20 protein-coding genes are annotated in these 21,145 nt (G+C 32.9%); all 20 read left to right on the top strand.

The annotated features are described in order from the left end of the window. The first annotated feature begins 13 nt into the window (after positions 1-13). Complete coding sequence (locus tag ACREV6_RS23035) at positions 14-439, top strand: flavodoxin (protein ID WP_431580379.1); 426 nt, start codon at positions 14-16, stop codon at positions 437-439. 218 nt (positions 440-657) lie between these two features. Further along, a complete protein-coding gene (nifJ, locus tag ACREV6_RS23030; protein WP_431580378.1) occupies positions 658-4,176 on the top strand; it encodes a pyruvate:ferredoxin (flavodoxin) oxidoreductase in 3,519 nt (1,172 codons plus the stop codon). Positions 4,177-4,383: 207 nt separating this feature from the next. Next, positions 4,384-4,773 (top strand): DUF1292 domain-containing protein, encoded by a 390-nt coding sequence (locus ACREV6_RS23025; protein WP_431580511.1) that lies wholly within the window; start codon positions 4,384-4,386, stop codon positions 4,771-4,773. Between the two features lie 151 nt (positions 4,774-4,924). Beyond that, a complete protein-coding gene (locus ACREV6_RS23020) occupies positions 4,925-5,569 on the top strand; it encodes an HAD-IB family hydrolase (RefSeq protein WP_431580377.1) in 645 nt (214 codons plus the stop codon). 48 nt (positions 5,570-5,617) lie between these two features. Then, complete coding sequence (locus ACREV6_RS23015) at positions 5,618-6,502, top strand: aminotransferase class IV (protein WP_431580376.1); 885 nt, start codon at positions 5,618-5,620, stop codon at positions 6,500-6,502. A gap of 71 nt (positions 6,503-6,573) precedes the next feature. After that, positions 6,574-8,571: a flagellar assembly protein A gene (locus ACREV6_RS23010; RefSeq protein WP_431580375.1), complete on the top strand. Its 1,998-nt coding sequence runs from the start codon at positions 6,574-6,576 to the stop codon at positions 8,569-8,571. Between the two features lie 11 nt (positions 8,572-8,582). Beyond that, entirely contained in the window at positions 8,583-9,032 is a 450-nt protein-coding gene (locus ACREV6_RS23005; protein WP_431580374.1) for a chemotaxis protein CheW, read from the top strand. A 14-nt stretch (positions 9,033-9,046) separates the two neighbouring features. Then, a complete protein-coding gene (locus ACREV6_RS23000) occupies positions 9,047-9,535 on the top strand; it encodes a chemotaxis protein CheD (protein WP_431580373.1) in 489 nt (162 codons plus the stop codon). A gap of 73 nt (positions 9,536-9,608) precedes the next feature. Next, a complete protein-coding gene (locus tag ACREV6_RS22995) occupies positions 9,609-10,598 on the top strand; it encodes a protein-glutamate methylesterase/protein-glutamine glutaminase (RefSeq protein WP_431580510.1) in 990 nt (329 codons plus the stop codon). Positions 10,599-10,606: 8 nt separating this feature from the next. After that, positions 10,607-11,371 (top strand): CheR family methyltransferase, encoded by a 765-nt coding sequence (locus ACREV6_RS22990; protein ID WP_431580372.1) that lies wholly within the window; start codon positions 10,607-10,609, stop codon positions 11,369-11,371. 30 nt (positions 11,372-11,401) lie between these two features. Further along, positions 11,402-13,420 (top strand): chemotaxis protein CheW, encoded by a 2,019-nt coding sequence (locus ACREV6_RS22985; protein WP_431580371.1) that lies wholly within the window; start codon positions 11,402-11,404, stop codon positions 13,418-13,420. A gap of 11 nt (positions 13,421-13,431) precedes the next feature. Then, positions 13,432-14,031: a chemotaxis protein CheC gene (locus ACREV6_RS22980; RefSeq protein ID WP_431580370.1), complete on the top strand. Its 600-nt coding sequence runs from the start codon at positions 13,432-13,434 to the stop codon at positions 14,029-14,031. 16 nt (positions 14,032-14,047) lie between these two features. After that, positions 14,048-14,407, top strand: coding sequence for a response regulator (locus tag ACREV6_RS22975; RefSeq protein WP_431580369.1), 360 nt, complete (start codon positions 14,048-14,050; stop codon positions 14,405-14,407). Positions 14,408-14,419: 12 nt separating this feature from the next. Further along, complete coding sequence (locus ACREV6_RS22970) at positions 14,420-14,821, top strand: chemotaxis protein CheW (RefSeq protein WP_431580368.1); 402 nt, start codon at positions 14,420-14,422, stop codon at positions 14,819-14,821. Positions 14,822-14,954: 133 nt separating this feature from the next. Then, positions 14,955-15,950 carry a flagellar motor switch protein FliM gene (gene fliM / locus ACREV6_RS22965; RefSeq protein WP_431580367.1) on the top strand — a complete coding sequence of 332 codons (996 nt, stop codon included), beginning with the start codon at positions 14,955-14,957 and terminating at the stop codon, positions 15,948-15,950. Continuing rightward, on the top strand, positions 15,943-17,133 hold the full coding sequence (gene fliY, locus ACREV6_RS22960; RefSeq protein WP_431580366.1) for a flagellar motor switch phosphatase FliY: 1,191 nt from the start codon (positions 15,943-15,945) through the stop codon (positions 17,131-17,133). Before fliM ends, fliY begins: the two co-directional genes overlap by 8 nt. A gap of 302 nt (positions 17,134-17,435) precedes the next feature. Continuing rightward, positions 17,436-17,708, top strand: a complete 273-nt coding sequence (gene flgM, locus ACREV6_RS22955; RefSeq protein WP_431580365.1) for a flagellar biosynthesis anti-sigma factor FlgM — start codon at positions 17,436-17,438, stop codon at positions 17,706-17,708. Positions 17,709-17,710: 2 nt separating this feature from the next. Beyond that, the gene (locus ACREV6_RS22950) at positions 17,711-18,121 is read left to right on the top strand and encodes a flagellar protein FlgN (protein WP_431580364.1); all 411 of its coding nucleotides are present in this window, start codon (positions 17,711-17,713) and stop codon (positions 18,119-18,121) included. A gap of 21 nt (positions 18,122-18,142) precedes the next feature. Next, entirely contained in the window at positions 18,143-19,873 is a 1,731-nt protein-coding gene (gene flgK / locus ACREV6_RS22945) for a flagellar hook-associated protein FlgK (RefSeq protein ID WP_431580509.1), read from the top strand. A 31-nt stretch (positions 19,874-19,904) separates the two neighbouring features. Continuing rightward, positions 19,905-21,143, top strand: coding sequence for a flagellar hook-associated protein FlgL (gene flgL, locus ACREV6_RS22940; protein ID WP_431580363.1), 1,239 nt, complete (start codon positions 19,905-19,907; stop codon positions 21,141-21,143). Positions 21,144-21,145 lie beyond the last annotated feature (2 nt).

Genomic DNA, 21,145 nt, shown 5'->3' with positions numbered 1-21,145 from the left:
TGGGGTGATAGTAATGAAAAAATTAACAATAATTTATTGGAGCAATAATGGAAATGTTGAAGTTCTAGCTAATAGTATAGCTAAAGGTGCAAGAGAAGCCGGAGCTGAGGTACTAGTTAAACTAGTTAGTGAAGCTAAAGTTGAAGATGTAACTAATGCAGATGCAGTTGCTTTTGGAAGTCCATCAATGGATAACAATAGAATAGAACAAAAGGAAATGCAACCTTTCATTGATAAATTCAAATTACTTCCACTGAGCAACAAAGTTACTGGATTATTTGGATCTTATGGATGGGATGATGGCGAATTTATGAACAAATGGGTAAGCCAAATGAAGGATTATGAGTTTAATGTTATACAAAACTTAACCGTTAATGAAGCTCCTTCTAAAGAGCAATTAGTTGAAGCAGAAGAAATGGGTAGAAATTTAGTTAAATAACGTTAAATAATATAAATCTGAAAGCTAAGTAATTTATAGGTTATTTATAAAACTTTATAAATCATTTATAGATTACTTGGTTTGTAATTTGAATAAAAGAGTGGCCTAGGGTCAAACTAAACAAGAAAATGTAAAAAATAGCTTATAAAGCTTTATCAAGCTTTGTTATGCTTTGTAACAATTTTTTTATAATATTATTAATGAAAGAAGGTTTATTTATGAGAAAAATGAAAACAATGGATGGTAATACAGCAGCAGCACACGTTGCTTATGCGTATACTGACGTGGCAGCAATTTATCCTATAACACCATCTTCAACAATGGCAGAGTATTGTGACGAATTGGCAGCTAAAGAAACAAAAAATGTATTTGGTCAAAAAGTTAAAATAATGGAAATGCAATCAGAAGCAGGAGCTGCAGGAGCAGTTCATGGTTCACTTCAAACAGGAGCATTAACTACAACTTTTACATCTTCTCAAGGATTATTATTAATGATTCCAAACATGTACAAAATAGCAGGAGAGTTACTACCAGGAGTATTTCATGTAGCTGCTAGAGCATTAACTACTCATGCACTTAATATTTTTGGAGATCACCAAGATGTAATGGCTACAAGACAAACAGGATTTGCACTACTTGCATCAGGTAGCGTACAAGAAGTAATGGACCTTTCACCAGTGGCTCATTTAACAGCTATTGAAGGAAAAATTCCTTTTGTAAACTTCTTTGACGGATTTAGAACATCTCATGAAATACAAAAGATTGAAACTTGGGATTATGAAACTCTAGCTTCTCTTATAAACACAGAATCACTAGAAGAATTTAGAAATCATGCACTTAATCCAGAGCATCCTGTAACTCGTGGAACAGCACAAAATCCAGACATATATTTCCAAGGAAGAGAAGCTTCAAACTCGTACTATGATGCTCTTCCAGCAAAAGTTGAAACATATATGGGAAAAATAAATTCATTAATCGGAACTGACTACCATTTATTTAATTATTATGGTGCACCAGATGCAGATAGAATAATAATAGCAATGGGTTCAGTTTGTGACACAATTGAAGAAACTATAGATTATTTAAATGCAAAAGGAGAAAAGGTTGGAGTACTTAAGGTACATTTATTCAGACCATTCTCACTGGATCATTTCTTCAAATACATACCTTCTACGGTTAAGAAGATATCAGTATTAGATAGAACAAAAGAACCAGGATCAATTGGAGAACCATTATTCCAAGATGTTAGAAATGCTTATTATGAAAAAGAAAATAGACCAGTTATAGTTGGCGGTAGATACGGACTAGGTTCAAAAGATACTACTCCAGCTCAAATTGTTGCTGTATTTGAAGGCTTAAAAGCAGCTTCTCCTAAAAATGGATTTACTATAGGAATAGTTGATGATGTTACTAATACTTCACTTGTAACAGGACCTGAGATAACAACAACTCCTGAAGGAACTAAAGAATGTAAATTCTGGGGACTAGGATCAGATGGTACAGTTGGAGCTAACAAGAGTGCTATAAAAATCATAGGAAACCATACAAATATGTATGCTCAAGCGTACTTTGCATATGATTCTAAAAAATCAGGTGGAATTACAGTTTCTCACTTAAGATTTGGTAAGAAAGCTATAAAATCACCATATTTAATAAATGCTGCAAACTATGTTGCTTGTGGTAATCAATCTTATATATATAAATATGATGTTCTAAAAGGGATTAAAGACAATGGAACATTCTTATTAAACTGTATATGGACTCCAGAAGAATTAGAAATACATTTACCAGCATCAATGAAGAAATATATTGCGACTCACAATATTAACTTCAACATTATCGATGCAGTTGGAATAGCTCAATCAATAGGTCTTGGCGGAAGAACAAACATGATAATGCAATCTGCTTTCTTTAAACTTGCAGACATTATTCCTGTAGAAGATGCAGTTAAGTATCTTAAAGAAGCAGTTATTTCATCTTACGGTAAAAAAGGTGAAAAAGTTATTAACATGAACAATGCTGCAATAGATAAAGGAATTGAATCAGTTGTTAAAATTAATGTACCAGAAAGCTGGAAAAAAGCTGTAGACACTAAGGATACTTCAAAAGAAGCTAGACCAGATTTCATTAAAAATATTGCTGATGTAATGAACAGACAAGAAGGAGATTCACTACCTGTTTCTGCATTTATGGGAATAGAAGATGGAACATTACAACCAGGAACAGCTGCTTTTGAAAAGAGAGGTATTGCTGTTAATGTACCAGAATGGCAAGTAGATAAATGTATACAATGTAATCAATGTGCGTATGTATGTCCTCATGCTGTAATAAGACCATTCTTAGCTACAGATGAAGAACTTAAGAACGCTCCAGAAAGTTATGTAAGTAAAAAAGCTACTGGTGGAAAGAATTTTGAAGGAATGAATTTCACTATGGGTATAAGTTTAGAAGATTGTACTGGATGTGGTAACTGTGCAGAAGTATGTCCAGCAAAAGAAAAAGCATTAATTATGAAACCATATGAAACACAAACATCATTAATAAAAAATTGGAAATTCGAACAATCATTATCTAAAAAAGCTAACCCTATGACTACTGCAACTGTTAAGGGAAGTCAATTTGAAAAACCATTAATGGAATTCAGTGGAGCTTGTGCTGGATGTGGAGAAACTCCATATGCTAGACTTATTACTCAATTATTTGGAGATAGAATGCTCATAGCTAATGCTACAGGATGTTCTTCAATTTGGGGAGGAAGTTCACCAGCATCACCATATACAGTTAATGAATGTGGTCAGGGACCAGCTTGGGCTAACTCATTATTTGAAGATAATGCTGAATTTGGACTTGGAATGTTCCTTGGAACTACTCAATTAAGAGATAGAGTTGAATTGTCAGCAGTGAAAGCTTTAACTTTAAACACAAGTGATGCATTAAAAGCAGCTATTAATGAATGGATTGAAAACAAACAAGATGCAGAAGGTTCAAAAACTGCAACAGCTAAAATGTTACCATTGTTAACAGCTGAAAAAGACAATAATGAAGCATTAAAAGAAATATTCAGTAAAAAAGATCATTTAGTTAAAAAGTCTCAATGGATATTTGGTGGAGACGGTTGGGCTTATGATATAGGATTTGGTGGAGTTGATCATGTACTTGCATCTGGCGAAGATGTAAATATTCTTGTAATGGATACAGAAGTATATTCAAATACTGGAGGTCAATCTTCAAAATCTACACCAACTGCAGCTATTGCAAAATTTGCAGCAACTGGTAAGAAAACTAAGAAAAAAGATTTAGGTATGATGGCAATGAGTTACGGATATGTTTATGTTGCTCAAATAGCAATGGGTGCTGATAAAAATCAAACACTAAAAGCTATAAAAGAAGCAGAAGCATACAAAGGACCATCACTTATAATTGCTTATGCTCCATGTATTAATCATGGTATCAGAGCAGGTATGGGATGTACTCAATTTGAAACTAAGAGAGCTGTTGAATCTGGATACTGGGCTATGTATAGATTTAATCCAGAACTTAAAGAAGCAGGAAAGAATCCGTTTATATTAGACTCTAAAGAACCAACTACTTCATTTAGAGAATATTTAATGGGCGAAGTAAGATATTCTTCACTTGCAAAAATATACCCAGAAACAGCAGAAGCATTATTTGTTAAAACAGAAAAAGATGCTATGGAAAGATTAGACAGTTATAAAAGACTTGCTGACCAAAAATAGTATTTAAGGTTTTATTTAAAATTGCAAATTCAAAAGAAGATGAATTAAATTTCATCTTCTTTTGTAATTAAAATACACACAAAAAAGATTTAACAATAACTTAACATTAAAATTTTGAAAAAACTCTTTTAATATTTTCAAATTAAGGGTAGAATATAGAATATACTGAAATGTAGGAGGTAACACATTATGAATGAAGATAAAAAAATGCCTTCCGTAGACCAAGAAAACTCAGGTTGCGGATGTGGAGACAATCATGGTTGCGGATGTGGTTCAAATGACCAAGAAAATGAAGGCTGTGGATGTGGTGGTCATGATCACGATGAACACGAGGGTTGCGGTTGCGGCTGTGGAGAAGGAGAAGCACTAACTGTAGATTTAGAAGATGAAAATGGTAATGTAGTTCCATGTGAAATAGTAGATGGATTTACTTATAAAGATAATGAATATGCATTAGTTCAAAATCCTGAGGACGATTCAATATATCTTTTCAAAGTAATTGGAGATGAAGAAACAGGCGAATTAATTATCCCTGAAGATGAAGAATTCGCAGAAGTAACTGCATATTATGAAGAAATGATTAAAGAAGAGAAATAGTTTTACAAAAGAGTCGTTGCAATTGCATCGGCTTTTTTTAATTTTAAAAAAAGTAATTAATAGTGTACTTATGGTAACAATATTAATATTATAAGAGTACAATAAGAGTAGCCTATGGGTAAAAAAGTATAATTAAAGGAGAATATGCGTTGTGAAAGAAAAATTAGCTATTTTCGATGTGGATTACACACTAACCAAACGAGAGACACTGGTAGAATTTTATTTTTTTATGATGAGAAAGAATCCTAGATTATTAAAATATCTACCTAAAAGTATATATTCATCTATTTTTTACGCTTTGAAGATCCATGATGCTTCAAAAGTAAAGAAAACCTTTATACGATTTATTGATGGTATAGAGGAAAATGAAATGAAAAAAATTGTCAAGGAATTTTATGAAAAACGTTTAAGTAAAATATTATATAATGATGCTATTGTAATGATAAAAAAAATGAAAGCAGAGGGATACAAAATTTATTTAATTTCTGCCTCCGCTGAGTTCTATTTAAATGAGCTCTACAACATAAAAGAAGTAGACAAAGTAATAGGGACGCGGTTTACCCTGGAGAATGGCTTACATAGAAATGAAATCTTGGGGGAAAATTGTAAGGGAGAAGAAAAAGTAAAAAGACTAAAAGCAGTTTTGAAAAAGGAAAATATGGTGGTTGACTTTGAAAACTCTTATATGTTTTCTGATTCTCTGTCAGATTTGCCGCTTTTTAATTTGGTAGGACATCCTTACTTAATAAATTTTAAGAAAACCCACCATAAAATTGAAATTTTAAGATGGAAATAAAAATCTGAAAATTATATCTATACACGAAATTAAAAGGGGGAGATATATATGGACAAATGCATAAATGAATACTTTTTATTTGGGGAGGAATTTAAGCCAAGGGAAGAATTTGAAAATTATAATGTGAGTACAGGGAAATCACTATACGAAGTTATAAGGATAAGTGATGGAATACCTATTTTTCTTCTGGAGCACTTAAACCGCTTAGAAAATTCTGCGAAAATTATGAAATATAATTTGTGTGTTACAAGGGAAAAAATAATAAATGGAATCCTTGAATTAATAGATAGGAATAATATTTGTGATGGAAATCTAAAATTAGTTATTAATTATCAGCCCAATGTGGCTGATAGTGAAAAGGATAAAACATTAAATGAAAGGTTCTTAGCCTATTTTATACCTCATGCATATCCATCAAAAGAGCAATATGCGCAAGGTGTAAAAACTATTATGTATCAGGTAGAACGTAATAACCCCAATGCTAAAGTTATGGATAATATGTTCAGAGACAAGGTAAACGAAAAAATTGCTAGTAGTGGCGCATATGAGGCAATTTTAGTGGATGATGCTGGCTTTATTACTGAAGGTAGTAGATCAAATATCTTTATGGTTATAGGATCTATTGTTTTAACCTCCAAGGTAGAGAATGTTCTGCCTGGTATAACAAGACAATTTATTATAAAAGCTTGCCAAAAGTTAAATATAGTAGTTGAAGAAAGAGATGTTCATGAAAGCGACATTGAATCCTTAACGGGACTTTTTATTTCTGGAACTTCACCCAATGTACTGCCGATCAAAAGTGTGGATGAGTTTTCTTTTAATTCCTCGAAAAATTCAATAATAAATTCAATAATAGTGGGATTTCAAGCTGAATTAAATGAGGATAAACAGAAAATTGTAAAGTTTATAGGAAATAGGTCGATAAACAAATAAAACAATTGAAATGTAAAGCAAAAGAATAGAAGAAATATGGTATAATTTCTCTATAGAAAGGGGTGGTATAATTGGTAACTAAGGCATGTGGAAAAAAATTCCAAGGTTTGAATGTAAAGGAATGTTTAGCTGATGCAAGTTTTAGTTTGGGGGTTCCAATAGAAAAGTTAAAATATACAATATTAGAGGAGAAAACTCATTTTTTTAATAAACATGCTATAATTTCTGTGGATGAAATAGAGGTTTTGGATGATGAAAACCTTAAAGAAGAAGATGCTTTTAAAGAAGATGTTTCTAAAAAAGCTGCTCAGCAGCAAGAAATAGACGGAACAATAGAAATTCAGCAGGGTAGAATTATTGTAAAAGACCCTTGCCCAGGTGGGAAACCAGCAGTAATTTCCTCAGGCAATAACATTGCAATAATTATAAATGGGGAAAAGATTAATAAATGTACTCCTGTCACTTCGGAAAGCAAGATAGAATTTGTGTTTAAAGAAGATGAGGCTAAAAGGCAGATGAACTTAAGAATAAGTGAAGATAAGATGGAAGCGTACATTAGTATTATATACAAACCCAGTACCGTCTATAAATTAAAAGATGCTGAGAAAGCAAGCATAATGACAACGGCAATAGACATAAAAGAAGAAATCATGCCGCCTAAATTTACAGAATCAGAAATTAAAAATGAGTTATTAAATCACAATATAAAATATGGAATTTTGAAGATGAGCATTATTAAATGTGCAAAGGCTGATGAAATTTCGGACCTGCTTATAGCATCTGGGAAGAAAACTATAGACAAGATAGATGATAGGTTGGATATTAAATATAATGAGACAGATGAAAAAGAAGACCTGCAAGATGACAATGTTAAGGTTATAGACTACAAGGCTATAGGTACTGTAGTGGGAGTAGAAATAGGACAAGTTCTAGCTATTCACTATCCAGGAAAAAATGGTGAAGATGGAATAGATATTACAGGTAAAATTATAAAAGTTAAAAATGCGAAAAAAATAGTTATAGGTGCAGGTGAGGGTAGTGCGCTTAAAGATGAATTTACTGTGGTGGCTACAAGCGAGGGTAGACCTTCAGCCAGGGGGAATACGTTTTTTGTTTATAAAATTCATGAAATAAATGGAGATGTGGAATTAAAAACTGGAAATATTAAATTTGTAGGGGATATAGTTATAAATGGCAGTGTACGGGAAGGCATGAAAGTAGAGTCTGGTAATTGCATTTTAGTTAAAAACAATGTTTCAGAAGCAGAAATTACTGCTAATGGAGATGTTGTGATAAATGGTAATGTAATTCACTCAAACGTTTCAGCTGGAAAAGAAGATGTATTAATTTTAGAACATTTAAGTGATTTAAATTGCATGAAAGACGACCTAACAAAATTAATAGCTTCCATAAAACAATTAAAAGATTTGAATCTTTTAGTAAGAAATACTAGTGATGGTGAATTAATTAAAACTTTAATGGAAACTAAATTCAAAAAACTCTCTCAAACTTCTATTAAGGTAGCTAAAAGAATTTTGAAGCTGGGAAATTCTGAAGATGAATTAGTATTTATTATTAAAAATAGGATACTGGAGCTTGGTCCTCTTAATATCAAGAGTTATGAGGAACTAAATGCTGCAGTGTCAATTATTGATAATAAAATTTCTCTACTATCTATGAATTTAACTCTTCCTGTGGATGTAGCGCTAGACTATTGCCAAGACTCAATAATTAAGAGTTCTGGTAATATTACCTTTAGCGGTATTGGACAATACGTATCACAAATAGAAGCAAGTGATAGCGTAATATTTCAAAAGGATAAAAGCGTAGCTAGGGGTGGAGTTATAAAAGCAGGAAAAGAAATTAAATGCAAAATAGTTGGGGGAATGGGTGGAGTAGCAACAAAACTTATTGTAGAAAACCATGGCCATATATGGGCAGAAGTCGCTTATCCCAATACTAGGTTTACTATAGGTACTAGGGAATATATTCTAGATGTTGCCAGCAAAAACATTCATGCGTATATAGATGAAAGTAGAGAACTAGTTGTTGATAAATTACTGTTGTAGGGGGATTTAATATGAAGCAGGAAGAAATTAAGATTTTGATTTTCAGCATAAATAATGAGCATTATGCTACAAATATTGTGGAAGTGGAAAGAATACTGGATTATGAATATTCAACTAAAGTTCCAGATTCACCACAATTTGTGGAAGGTGTCATAAATTATGAGGGTAGTATTTTGCCAGTTATAGCATTGTCAAAAAGATTTAACTTGCCTCTAGCTGAAATACAAGAAGGCTGTAAGATAATAGTTACGAAACAAGACCAAAGTAAAATAGGTATAATAGTTGATTTTGTCTCTGAAGTTAAGGATGTATTGATAGATAGCATAGAAGATTCACCAGAAATCATTTCTGGAATATCCAGAAGATATATCAAAGGGCTTATTAAGATTGATGGTAAAATAATTATATATTTAAATCTTGCAGCTATATTAACAGAAGAAGAAAAAAATGAAATATTATAAAATAGGGTGTAAATATGGAATATAATGAGATAAAAGTAGGAATTTCGGATTTGAATGTGACTTTTTCGCCAGATAAATTAATAACTGTGGGGCTTGGGTCTTGCGTGGGCATTGCAATTTATGATAAAACTATAGGTATTGGAGGATTGGCACATATAATGCTTCCAGATAGCAGCCAATTCAATAAAATAACTAACGAAATCAAATTTGCAGATTTAGCTATCCCAATCCTGGTAGAGAAGATGATAAAAAAAGGTGCAAAGCTTAAAAATATGAGGGCTAAAATAGCAGGTGGAGCTTCAATGTTTAACTTCCCTGATAAAAGTATAATAATGGACATCGGCAGTAGAAATGGTATCGCAGTAAAAAATGCTCTAAAAATTTTATGCATTCCAATACTTTCAGAAGACATTGGCGGTAATAAAGGCAGAACCTTAATATTTGATACCGCTAGTGGGCTGCTGGCTATTAGAACAGTAGGTATGGGAACCGTAGAGATTTAGATTTATACATAGTTAATGAGGTGATGTATTGTTAAAGAAAATTAAAGTGATTGTAGTAGATGATTCAGCATTAATGAGAAAAATCATTTCTGATATGATTAATGCTGAGGCAGAAATGGAAGTTATAGATACAGCAAAAAATGGTGAAGACTTGTTAACAAAAATAACCAGTAAAATGCCTGATGTAATAACTATGGATATTGAAATGCCTCAAATGGATGGTATAAAAACCTTAAAGGAATTGAAAAAAAACAATGTTAATGTACCGGTTATTATGCTTAGTAGTGGTTCTAAAAGTGGTACGGAATTTACAATGGACTGCCTTGAGCAAGGTGCTTTTGATTTTGTAGCAAAACCCTCTGGAGCAATATCACTAGACATTGCTAAGGTTAAAGGTGAATTGGTAGGAAAAATTAAATTGGCTTTTATGCAGAGAGAAGGTAAAAACACTGCCAATATAGGGGCCACTACAGGCAATAAAGCCATCAAAATGCACAAGGTGGAGGCTGTGGTCATCGGAGCTTCTACAGGCGGTCCTAAAGCCCTATATAAAGTAATAACAGCACTGCCCGATAATATAGGAGTGCCAGTCTTTGTGGTGCAGCATATGCCAACGGGATTTACAAAGGCTTTTGCAGAGAGACTTAATTTAAATAGTACACTGAAGGTTATAGAAGCGGGGGAGGGCGACGCAGTTTTAAAAAATGTAGTTTATATCGCTCCTGGTGGATATCATATGGAAGTAGGATTAGATAAGAGGATACATTTAAATACAGAGCCTACTATCTGGGGTGTTAGACCAGCAGTAGATAAACTTTTTATGTCCGCCACCGCAGTATATGGACCGAAGCTACTAAGTGTTATACTTACTGGCATGGGACGAGATGGAGCGCAAGGCACAGTAGCAATTAAAGACAATGGAGGCATAACTATGGCAGAGCACCAATCTACTTGCACCATATATGGGATGCCAAAGGCGGCTTTTGAAACAGGTAAAGTAGATGAGGTTGTTCCCTTAGATAATGTTGCGCAGGAAATTAATAAGATTGTAATGGGGAGATGATTATAATAATGGATTTAATATATTTTCAAGAATGGGTTTTGAAAGAATATAAGATAGATTTAGCCGCTTATAAATCTAACCAATTACATAGGCGAATTTTAAGTTTAATGTCAAGAGTTGGGGCGAAGTCTGTAGAAGAGTATATTAGTTTATTAAAGAGTGATCCTCTTCAAAAACAAAAATTCTTAGACTTCATTACAATAAACGTAACAGAATTTTTTAGAAATCCAGAAATATTCCAGGAACTTTCACAAAAAGTTAAATCGGAACTGACCTGTAATGGAGGGCTTAAAGTTTGGAGTGCTGCCTGTTCTGTTGGAGCTGAGCCTTATTCATTAGCTATGATTATGGATGATTTATACCCAAGAGCGAATCATAAAATTGTAGCTACAGACATAGACAGTACAATACTTCAAAAAGCAAAAAATGGCGAATATGTCAGTGCAGAAGTTAAAAACGTGCCAAAACAATTCATGGAAAAATATTTTCTAGTTAAAGAGGATAAATACTGCATTAATTCTGCCATAAAAAAAATGGTGGACTTTAAAAAACATGATCTTATTCTGGATAAGTACGAAAATAATTTTGATTTAATAGTGTGTCGAAATGTAGTTATTTATTTCAATGCAGATATTAAGGATAAAATATATAAAAAATTTAGTGAGTCATTAAAAAAAGGCGGATTACTTTTCGTTGGGGCCACTGAGAGTATATATAATTATAAAGAGTATGGATTTGAAAAGGCATCAACATTTATTTATAAAAAAATGTAAGGGGAGTACAATCAACAAGGAGGGGAAAAAATGGATACATCACAATATATGTCAATGTTTTTAGAAGAATCTATGGAAAATTTGCAGACATTGAATGAAGCACTTCTTATTTTAGAACAACAACCAGAAGATATGGACAAACTAAATGAAATATTTAGGGTAGCTCATACCATAAAGGGTATGGCTGCAACTATGGGATTTAGTCAAATGGCTGAATTAACACACAAAATGGAAGATGTTCTTTCTAAATTTCGCGAAGGTGAGCTTAAAGTAACAGAAAAGGTAGTAACTGTTCTATTTAGATGTCTAGATACACTAGAAAAAATGGTAAATAATATATCAGAGGGGATTTCTGAGAAGCTTTCCATTGATGATATAATAGATGATCTACATTCTATAGCAGAAGGAAGTGGAACTGCTGATAATCAGAAAAAAGAAATAGCTGTAACTAAGGATAGTAATCATAATGGGGCTGAGCGAATTACCCTTAATGAATATGACATTAATGTTATTAAACAAGCTATGGATAAAATGTACAATGCCTATGAAATAAAGATTTTACTAAGTGAAAATACCCTGCTTAAGTCAGCAAGAGCGTTTCTTATTTTTAAGAGCTTAGAAGAATTTGGTGAAATAATAAAATCCATACCAGGAGCTGAGGATTTAGAAAATGAAAACTTTGAATTTGAAATAAGTTTAATCTATATTACTAATAAAGAAAAAGATGAAGTTATTGATAATTTATTAAGTATTTCTGAAGTGGAAAAGGTAATGGTTGAAAATGTTGACGTTGAAATTGGTAATGATAACTTGCCTGATAAATCAGTGAAAATTAAAAGTATAGAAGAATCTCCAAAAGCTATAGCAACTATGGAGGTTAAAGGTAAAGAAGATAAAAAAGAAGCGGTAGTTCACAAAAAAGCACATCAATCTGTGAGAGTTGAACTGGATAGACTAGATAAGTTTATGAACATGGTTTCAGAACTTGTAATTCATAGAACAAGACTAGAACAGATAAGTAGTGTTCATAAATTAAATGATTTAAATGAAACACTAGAACAAGTAGCAAGAGCTACCTCAGAACTGCAGGATTTAGTTATGAAAATAAGAATGCTCCCTCTAGAAGTAGTATTTAATAGATTTCCAAGGATGATAAGAGATTTATCAAAAGATTTAGGAAAAGAAATGGATCTTCAAATACAAGGACAGGAGACAGAGCTTGATAGGACTGTTATTGATGAAATAGGTGAACCACTACTCCATTTGCTTCGAAACGCTGCAGACCATGGTATAGAATCTAGTGAAGAACGAATTGCTAAGGGGAAAAATCCTGTTGGTGTGATTAAACTTATAGCTTATGCAGAAGGCACTAAGGCCATAATAAAGGTAGAAGACGATGGTAAAGGGCTAGCTGTTGATAAAATAAAGGCAAAGGCTAATAAAGTTGGTATAAATACTGAAGGAATGTCAGACGCAGATATAAAGAATTTAATCTTTGCACAAGGCTTTAGTACTAATGAGGAAGTAACAGATATTTCTGGACGTGGAGTTGGCATGGATGTTGTTAAAACTAAAATTGCTGCCCTTGGCGGAACAGTAGATGCTATAAGTGAGATTGACAAAGGTACTTCCTTTATTATAAGATTACCATTGACGCTACAAATTATCCAAGCATTATTAATAAAAATTGGTGATGAAACTATGGCCATTTCTCTTGGTTATATTGATAGAGTAATAGACTACAAGGAGGACCTGATTAAGAAAACTAATAATAAAGAAGTTATTGTTTACAATGATTCTGTAATTCCACTAGTAAGGGTAAGCAAAAAATTGCAAATAGAAACTACCAATAAAAATAAGAAATACATTGTTATTGTAAGAGTGGGAGAGAAAATAGTAGGGCTGTTAGTAGATTCGCTTCTAGGACAACAAGAAATTGTAATAAAACCTCTAGGGAAAACACTGCAGGGATTAACAGAATATATAGGCGCAACTATTTTAGGGGATGGACTAGTTACATTGATACTAGATGCTGCTGCCTTAGTATAGGAGGATATAATATGGATTATTCTGAGCTTAGTGCTATGCAATTAGACGTACTACAAGAAGTAGGCAATATTGGTGCAGGAAATGCAGCTACATCCTTATCTGAGTTATTGAATGAAAAAGTAGATATGACCGTGCCGGCAGTAAATATTGTTCCCTTTGATGACATCTTTGCTAAAAATGGAGTTGAAGAAGTTGTAATTGGTGTAATTGTAAGAGTCCTGGGAGATATACCAGGTAATATACTGTTTACACTAGATAAAGAAACTGCAATAAAAATTATATCAAGTCTTTTACGTGAGCAGCAGGAGGAGATAACTGAAATTGGAAGTTCGGCATTATGTGAAATAGGAAATATTATTGCAAGCTCTTTTATGAATGCAATATCAAAGCTTACCAATCTTGCTATTATGCCTTCTGTGCCAGCTGTTGCAGTAGACATGATGGGGGCAATACTTTCTACTACTTTTATTGAATCAGGTCAATTTGATGAGTATGTACTTGATTTAGAAACACAGTTTTTACAAGAAAATCATAAGGTAAGCGGGCATTTTTATTATATACCGATGCCCGGATCACTAGAAAAAATATTAAATTCACTAGGTGTAAATTAATTGGAGGTAATATAAAATGGCTAAAGTATTAATTGTTGATGACGCGGCATTTATGAGAATGATGATAAAGGATATATTAGAAAAAAATGGATTTGAAGTTATTGGTGAAGCAAACAATGGGTTAAAAGCAGTGGAACTATACAAAGTAGAAAAACCAGATGTGGTTACTATGGATATCACCATGCCTGATATGGATGGAATTGAAGCTGTTAAAGCAATAAAATTAATTGATCCTACTGCAAAAATAATCATGTGTAGCGCTATGGGTCAACAAAGTATGGTTATGGATGCAATAAGGGCTGGTGCAAAAGATTTTATTGTTAAGCCATTTCAGGCAGATAGAGTACTTGAAGCAATAAAAAAAGTCATAGGCTAGGAGGATAACATTATGCAAGTAGTTGTATTTAAAGTTAATGATGAACAGTTTGCAGTAGAAGCGTCTATTGTTCAAAGTATTAATGATATGATGGAAATTACAAAGGTACCTAAATCCGCAGATTATATAAAGGGCTTAATTAATCTAAGAGGTAATATAATTTCCCTCTTAGATATAAATCTCCTTTTAGATATTGAAAAAAGCGTAGGCTCTCAAGAAAATATTATTATATTAAATCTACAAGAAGAATCCGTTGGGGTAACTGTGGATCAAGTTGATGAAGTATTAGAAATTGAAGAAAATTTAATTGAAAAAGTTGAAACTGACAGAAAAAAAACCTATATTAAAGGGGTTATAAACTTTAAAGATAGAATAGTTACATTAATTGATATTGGTAAGCTTATCGAGAGATAAGAGCTTATCGAACGATAAGAGCTTACCGAAAGATAAGAGCTTACCAAATGGTAAGCACTTACCAAATGGTAAGCACTTACTGAAATATATATATATATTAATCATACTTTATACAGAGAAATGAGGTAGGAATATGGCAGAAGTATTATCGCAAAGTGAAATAGATTCACTTTTATCTGCCCTTTCTTCTGGGGAAATAGAACCAGATCAGCTCCCGGGTGAAGAGGAAAAACATAGAATAAGGTTATATGATTTTAGAAGCCCTCAAAAGTTCTCAAAGGATCATTTGAGAACTCTTGAGCTCATTCACGATAATTATGGAAGAATAATATCAAGTTATTTATCTGCACAGCTAAGAAATAATGTAAAGGTTAAGATTGAAAGTATTCAGCAAATAACCTATGATGAATTTGTTCATTCGATTCCAAACCCTACTATTTTAACTATATTTAAAATGCCACCACTAAGTGGGTCTATATTATTTGAGACTAATCCTCAGTTCTCTTTTCAAGTAATTGATATACTTTTGGGAGGAATGGGTACTAGAAAAGTTAAACTCAAGGAGTTTTCTGATATAGATATAAATATATTAAGAAATGTAAATGCGGGGCTTATAGCTAATCTTAAACTTGCTTGGGAAGATGTTTTGGAAGTAGAACCAGAAATTGAGGCAGTAGAAACTAATCCTGCACTTAATCAAACATTAGCACCAAATGAACCAGTTGCTCTAATTACTTTTTCCGTAGAACTATGCAATAATAGTACATTTATAAATATTTGTATACCTTATTTAAGTATTGAAAAAGTACTTGATAAACTAGTTGTTCAATATTGGTTTAGAGAAAACAATGAAGAAATTCTAAATGATTCTAGAAATAAATTAAAAGATCGATTAAATATAGTAAGCGTTCCAATGACAGGAATGCTAGGCTCTACAAACATCACTGTAAATGAATTTTTACAATTAACAGAGGGGGATGTCATCACATTGGATAATGCAAGTGACAGTCCAATTAAAGTATTTGTAGAGGAACATTTGTGCTATACAGGTAAACCTGGAATTATAGGTAAAAACAGAGGAATTGAGATACTAGATATAATAGATAAGGATGTGGAAAATTATGAGTAACGGCTTTCTTTCACAAGAAGAAATCGACGCTCTCTTAAATGGAGGTGGCGAAAGTTCAGGCCAAGGCGAAAGCTCTGAAAATGCCATGAGCTCAGAGCCTATAGAAAAATTTGAGCTTTCTGAAATTGAGAGAGATTTGTTAGGTGAAGTTGGAAATATTTCTATGGGCTCAGCATCAACAGCTCTTTCCACTATAACGGGCCAACCAGTAAATATAGCAACGCCTGTAGTTTCAATAACTACACTTAAAGAATTAAGAGCTAACTATGAGATCCCTAATATTGCTTTAGACGTTAAGTATACAAGTGGTATTACAGGTGGAAACCTTTTGGTTATGCAGACTACTGATGCGGCAGTTATAGCTAGTTTAATGATGGGTGGAGATGGGAAAATAGAAGGTGCACCACCTCTTTCAGAAATCGAAATTAGTGCTGTTTCAGAAGCTATGAATCAGATGATTGGTTCTGCGGCAACATCTATGGCAACAATGTTTGCTAGAACGGTAAATATTTCACCACCCGAATCTAAGATATGGGATGATAATACATCACCCTTAAGTGATAGTATAGATGAAAATGAACAAGTTGTTCAGGTAGCTTTTAAATTGACTATTGGTGATTTAGTTGATAGTTCTATAATGCAAGTTCTTCCAATTGAAACTGCTAAAAAAATAGTAGATATTATGATGGGTACAGAAGAAATTCCGGAGGCACCTAAAGTCGAGAACACGCAAAACGAAATTAAAACACCAAAACCAGAACCGGTTTCTGCTAAAACATCTGCAGAGCAGGAAGCAGCTTATACTAGTGTGCCGGCCCAACCTGAATACTACGCAAAACCTATTGAAAGACAGCAGCCACAAGTAGAAGTTAGGCAAGCAGCTTTTGCGCCGCTGACAAAAGCTCCTGTTTATAGTTCTCCAAGAAACATTGACTTAATATTAGATGTTCCACTAGAAATTTCCGTAGTACTTGGAAAAACTAAAAAGAACATTAGGGATATTTTGAATTTAGGAACTGGATCACTAATTGAACTTGATAAGCTAGCAGAAGAACCAGTAGATATTTTAGTAAATGGTAAAAAGGTAGCTTACGGTGAAGTAGTAGTTGTAGATGAAAATTTTGGAGTTAGAATTACTAGTATAATTAGTGGAGAAGAAAGAGTTAAAGTTATAGCTGAATAGTGAATATAAAATAAAGATTAAAGAAAAATATATATGATATAAAAAGGAATAAATTTTCTTTATTCCTTTTTATTTGAGGAATAAAGAAAATTTATTCCTTTTTATTTTTTTGTGTTATAAATATTTATGATATCTTAGAAAAAGCAGATGAAAATAAATACATATAGTAAACAAATTATTAATATTGGATAATAACAAAATGGAGTATAAACTTTGAAAGATTATATACGATAATAGAGATAGATAGAACAAACTAGAAGTGAATTTAGTATAAAGATATTAAAAGCTAGGAGTGGTTATGAATGAAAATAGATGGAGTAAAAAATAACGTAGTTAGTTTCTATAAAAATAATACACCTAAAACAGAATCAAAGGTAGCAGCTACAAAAAAAGATACCATAGAATTATCCTCAGTAGGAAAAAGTTTAAGTGCATTATCATTGGATAGTAAATCAGTTAATTCAGAGGCAAAGATAGAAGCTATCAGAAATGAAGTAATGCAGGGTACCTACAAGATGGACTCAAAATTAACGGCTACTAGAATGATGGACATTATGAAGGATAGAGAGGTTTAGTTATGAGGCAAAAACTAAATAGCGTCATAATACATGAAATAGAAGCTATTACAACTCTTTTATTAAGACTTGAAGAGCAACACAAATGTATAGTTGTTAATGATATTTTTGGAATGGAAGCTTGCGTAGACAAGATTAAAAAAGCTAATAAAGATATAGCATTTATGGAAGTTGAGCGAAGAAAAATTACGGAAGGCAAAACTATGAGGTCCATAATTGAAGAATTTAAAGATAAAGAGCTTGAAAAGAATTTTTTTAAAATAAACAACTTATTACAAGAAGTTGTACTTCAAAAAGATACAAACGAGTTACTTATAAAACAAGGACTTAGTTTTACAAATAGAATATTAAATGTATTAAATCCATCAAGAGAAGTAGCGACTTACAATGCATATGGTAAAGTAAAAAAATAGTATAAGGTTGAGGTGAAAGAAATGTCAGGATTGTTCGGAACTTTTAATGTAGCGAAAAGAGGCATGAGTGCCCAACAAAAAGCACTAGACGTAACAAGTCACAACGTAGCCAATGCTAATACAGAAGGATATTCAAGACAAAGAGCTAATATGGAGACTACAAGGCCTTTTGGTATGCCTTCTATGAATAATGCCATGGGACCAGGACAATTAGGTACTGGGGTACAGGTTTCTTCTATAGTAAGAATTAGAGATACCTTTTTAGATTATCAGATAAGAACAGAAAATGGAACAACGGGTTGGTATGAAGGACGTGAAAAATTTCTTTCAGAAATTGAAAGTATTATGAATGAGCCTAGCGACACAGGGGTGTCAACTTTATTAAGTAAGGTTTTTAAATCTTGGCAAGTACTTTCAGATAGTGCAGAAAGTTCAAATGCAAGAACTGTAGTGGCACAACAATCCAAAGCGCTTACAGATGAATTAAATAATACATATAATCAGTTAATAAAATTAAAAGATAATAGCCAAAAGACTATTAAGCAGAATGTAGTGGATGTAAACAGTATGCTTAATCAAATAAATGAATTAAATAAACAGGTTATAAGTGTAAAAATTGGTGGAAATGAGCCTAATGATTTAATGGATAAAAGAGATTTGTTAGTAGATCAGTTAAGTACTAAATTTGGTATAACTATTGATAAAAAAGCATTAGGTGGGGAAGATCTTAAACCGGATGAGACCTCAGGTATGGGAAATGCATACCTTATAAAGTCTAACCCAAATGACGAAGTAAGAAGATTTTCTTATGTAAGTAGTATTGTACCAAAGGATAATCAAAAACCAGGTAAAGATGGAAGTTATGAGGTGACTTACTACAAAAACGGGAATATGGCAACGGATAAAAATAAGGTAACTATGACCATGACCTTGAGTGCTGCTGAATATAAAGAATTAGATCAAGGTAGAGTGCTTTGGTCAGATAATGAGGGTAATGCTATTAAAGCAGATGGTAGTAAAATTGAGGATGGTGCTTCATTTACTGATTTAAAACTATTTTCTCCAGCAACGGGAGAGCTTAAAGGATTTATGTCCGTGCAAGCAGATATAGATAAATATGTAAATGAGTTAAATAGTCTAGCTAAGGGTATTGCATTCTCTATAAATGCGGTGCATAGCGGGGAAAGTGATGCAACGAAGGATAAGTTAATGTTTTTTGTTAATAGCGAGCTTGGAGGCACGGAGCAAGAAATTACAGCAGGTAACATCTCTATTAACAAAGAAATTCTTGATGATGTTATGAAGATTAAGGTTGGACAAGGTGATACTCCAGGAGCAACTAATGGATATAGAGCATTAGCCATTGCAAAGCTTAGAGATGTAAGATTAGGGATTCAAAGCATTAATGTGGATACAACAAGAGATGGTTTTTTGACGGGTAAATTTGCGCAAGATGCTACTTTAGGAGTGATGATGGTTAAATCCGATTCAAATGGAATGACTGTGGATGGTTATTTTACAGATATAGTTAATAGGGTAGGAGTAGATAACCAAGAGGCAAAAAGAATTGTAAAAAACCATGAAATAGTACTGGCAAATTTAGATGAATCAAGAGCCTCCATCTCAGGTGTATCTTTGGATGAGGAAATGGCTAACATGATTCAATATCAACATGCTTATCAAGCTAATGCAAAGATTATTTCAACCGTGGATGAACTTCTAGATTTGGTTATTAATGGTTTAAAAAGATAAAAATAGAATTTAATTGTTAAGGGGTGAAGATGTGAGAGTAACCAATAAAATGCTTTCAAATAATTTCTTGAGAGATATGAGAACAAATTTAACTAATCTGAGTAGGCTTCAGAATCAAATGTCCTCTGGTAAAGAAATAAAAAGACCTTCGGACGATCCTTCTAAAGCTTCTAGAATAATGCAAATGTATTCAGAGATAGATGCAAATAAACAATATAATAGTAACATTAAAAATTCAATAAATTGGCTTGATACAACGGATACAGCATTAGGACAGGTAGGGAATGTAGTTGGAAGAATTCAAGATCTTTTATTATCCGCTGGAAATGGTAGTTATGGTGCAGATGAAAGACAAGCTGTTAAGGATGAGATAAATCAAAAGGTGGGGGAATTATCACAAATACTTAACACAAGTTTTGATGGTAAATATATATTTGGTGGCACAGACGGAACAAGTAACCCTACGGGAACAGGAAAAGATGCAAGTGGAAAAAATGATGAGTTGATTTGTAACCTAAAACCAAAAGTGGTCACTAAAGGTACAGGGATAGAAATGGCTTATGCGGGTACAGCGGTAAATAAAGGTGATACATTTAACATGTATTTAGATGGAGTATCGATGGACGTAAAAATAACTGATGATATTAAAAGTGGTACAACTATGGGGGATGCAGCTAAGATCCTTGAAAAAAGTATTAATGGAACAACACCACCACCAACTACAATAGTTACAGTTAAAGCAAATGCTGATGGAAGATTTGAAATTAGTAGTGCATCAGGTGTTATAAGATTCTCCGATACCGCTGCAACTAAAGATTTAGGCCTAGTCCAAGGACCTGACAAGCTACTCGTAGAAGTGTCCCAAGGAGTTACTATGGATTATAATATTACAGCATCACAAGTTATAAATTATGGAACAGGTGATGAGAATCTTATGAAATTACTGGGTAATATTACTAGCCATCTTGATTCAGTAAAACCTGATGAGATTAAAGAGTTGATCAAGGGGGATTTAGCAGGAATAAAAAAAGCTATGACAAATGTTTTAAAGTTACGTTCTGAGGTTGGTTCAAAGCAGAATAGAATGGAAAGTGCTGAAGATAGGAATGTAGATGCAAATTTTAATATGACAGAAATCCTGTCTTCAACAGAGGATATAGATATTACAGAAAAATCCATGGAATATGCTACTATGCAAACCATATATATGGCATCGCTACAAACTAGTGCTAAGGTACTTCAGCCTTCATTGCTAGATTACTTGAGGTAGTG

Origin of the sequence: Clostridium sp., assembly GCF_050717515.1 — a bacterium.
Classification (GTDB): domain Bacteria; phylum Bacillota; class Clostridia; order Clostridiales; family Clostridiaceae; genus Clostridium_AD.
The sequence above is the reverse complement of the archived record's forward strand: the minus strand, read 5'-3'. Positions and strand labels throughout refer to the sequence as shown.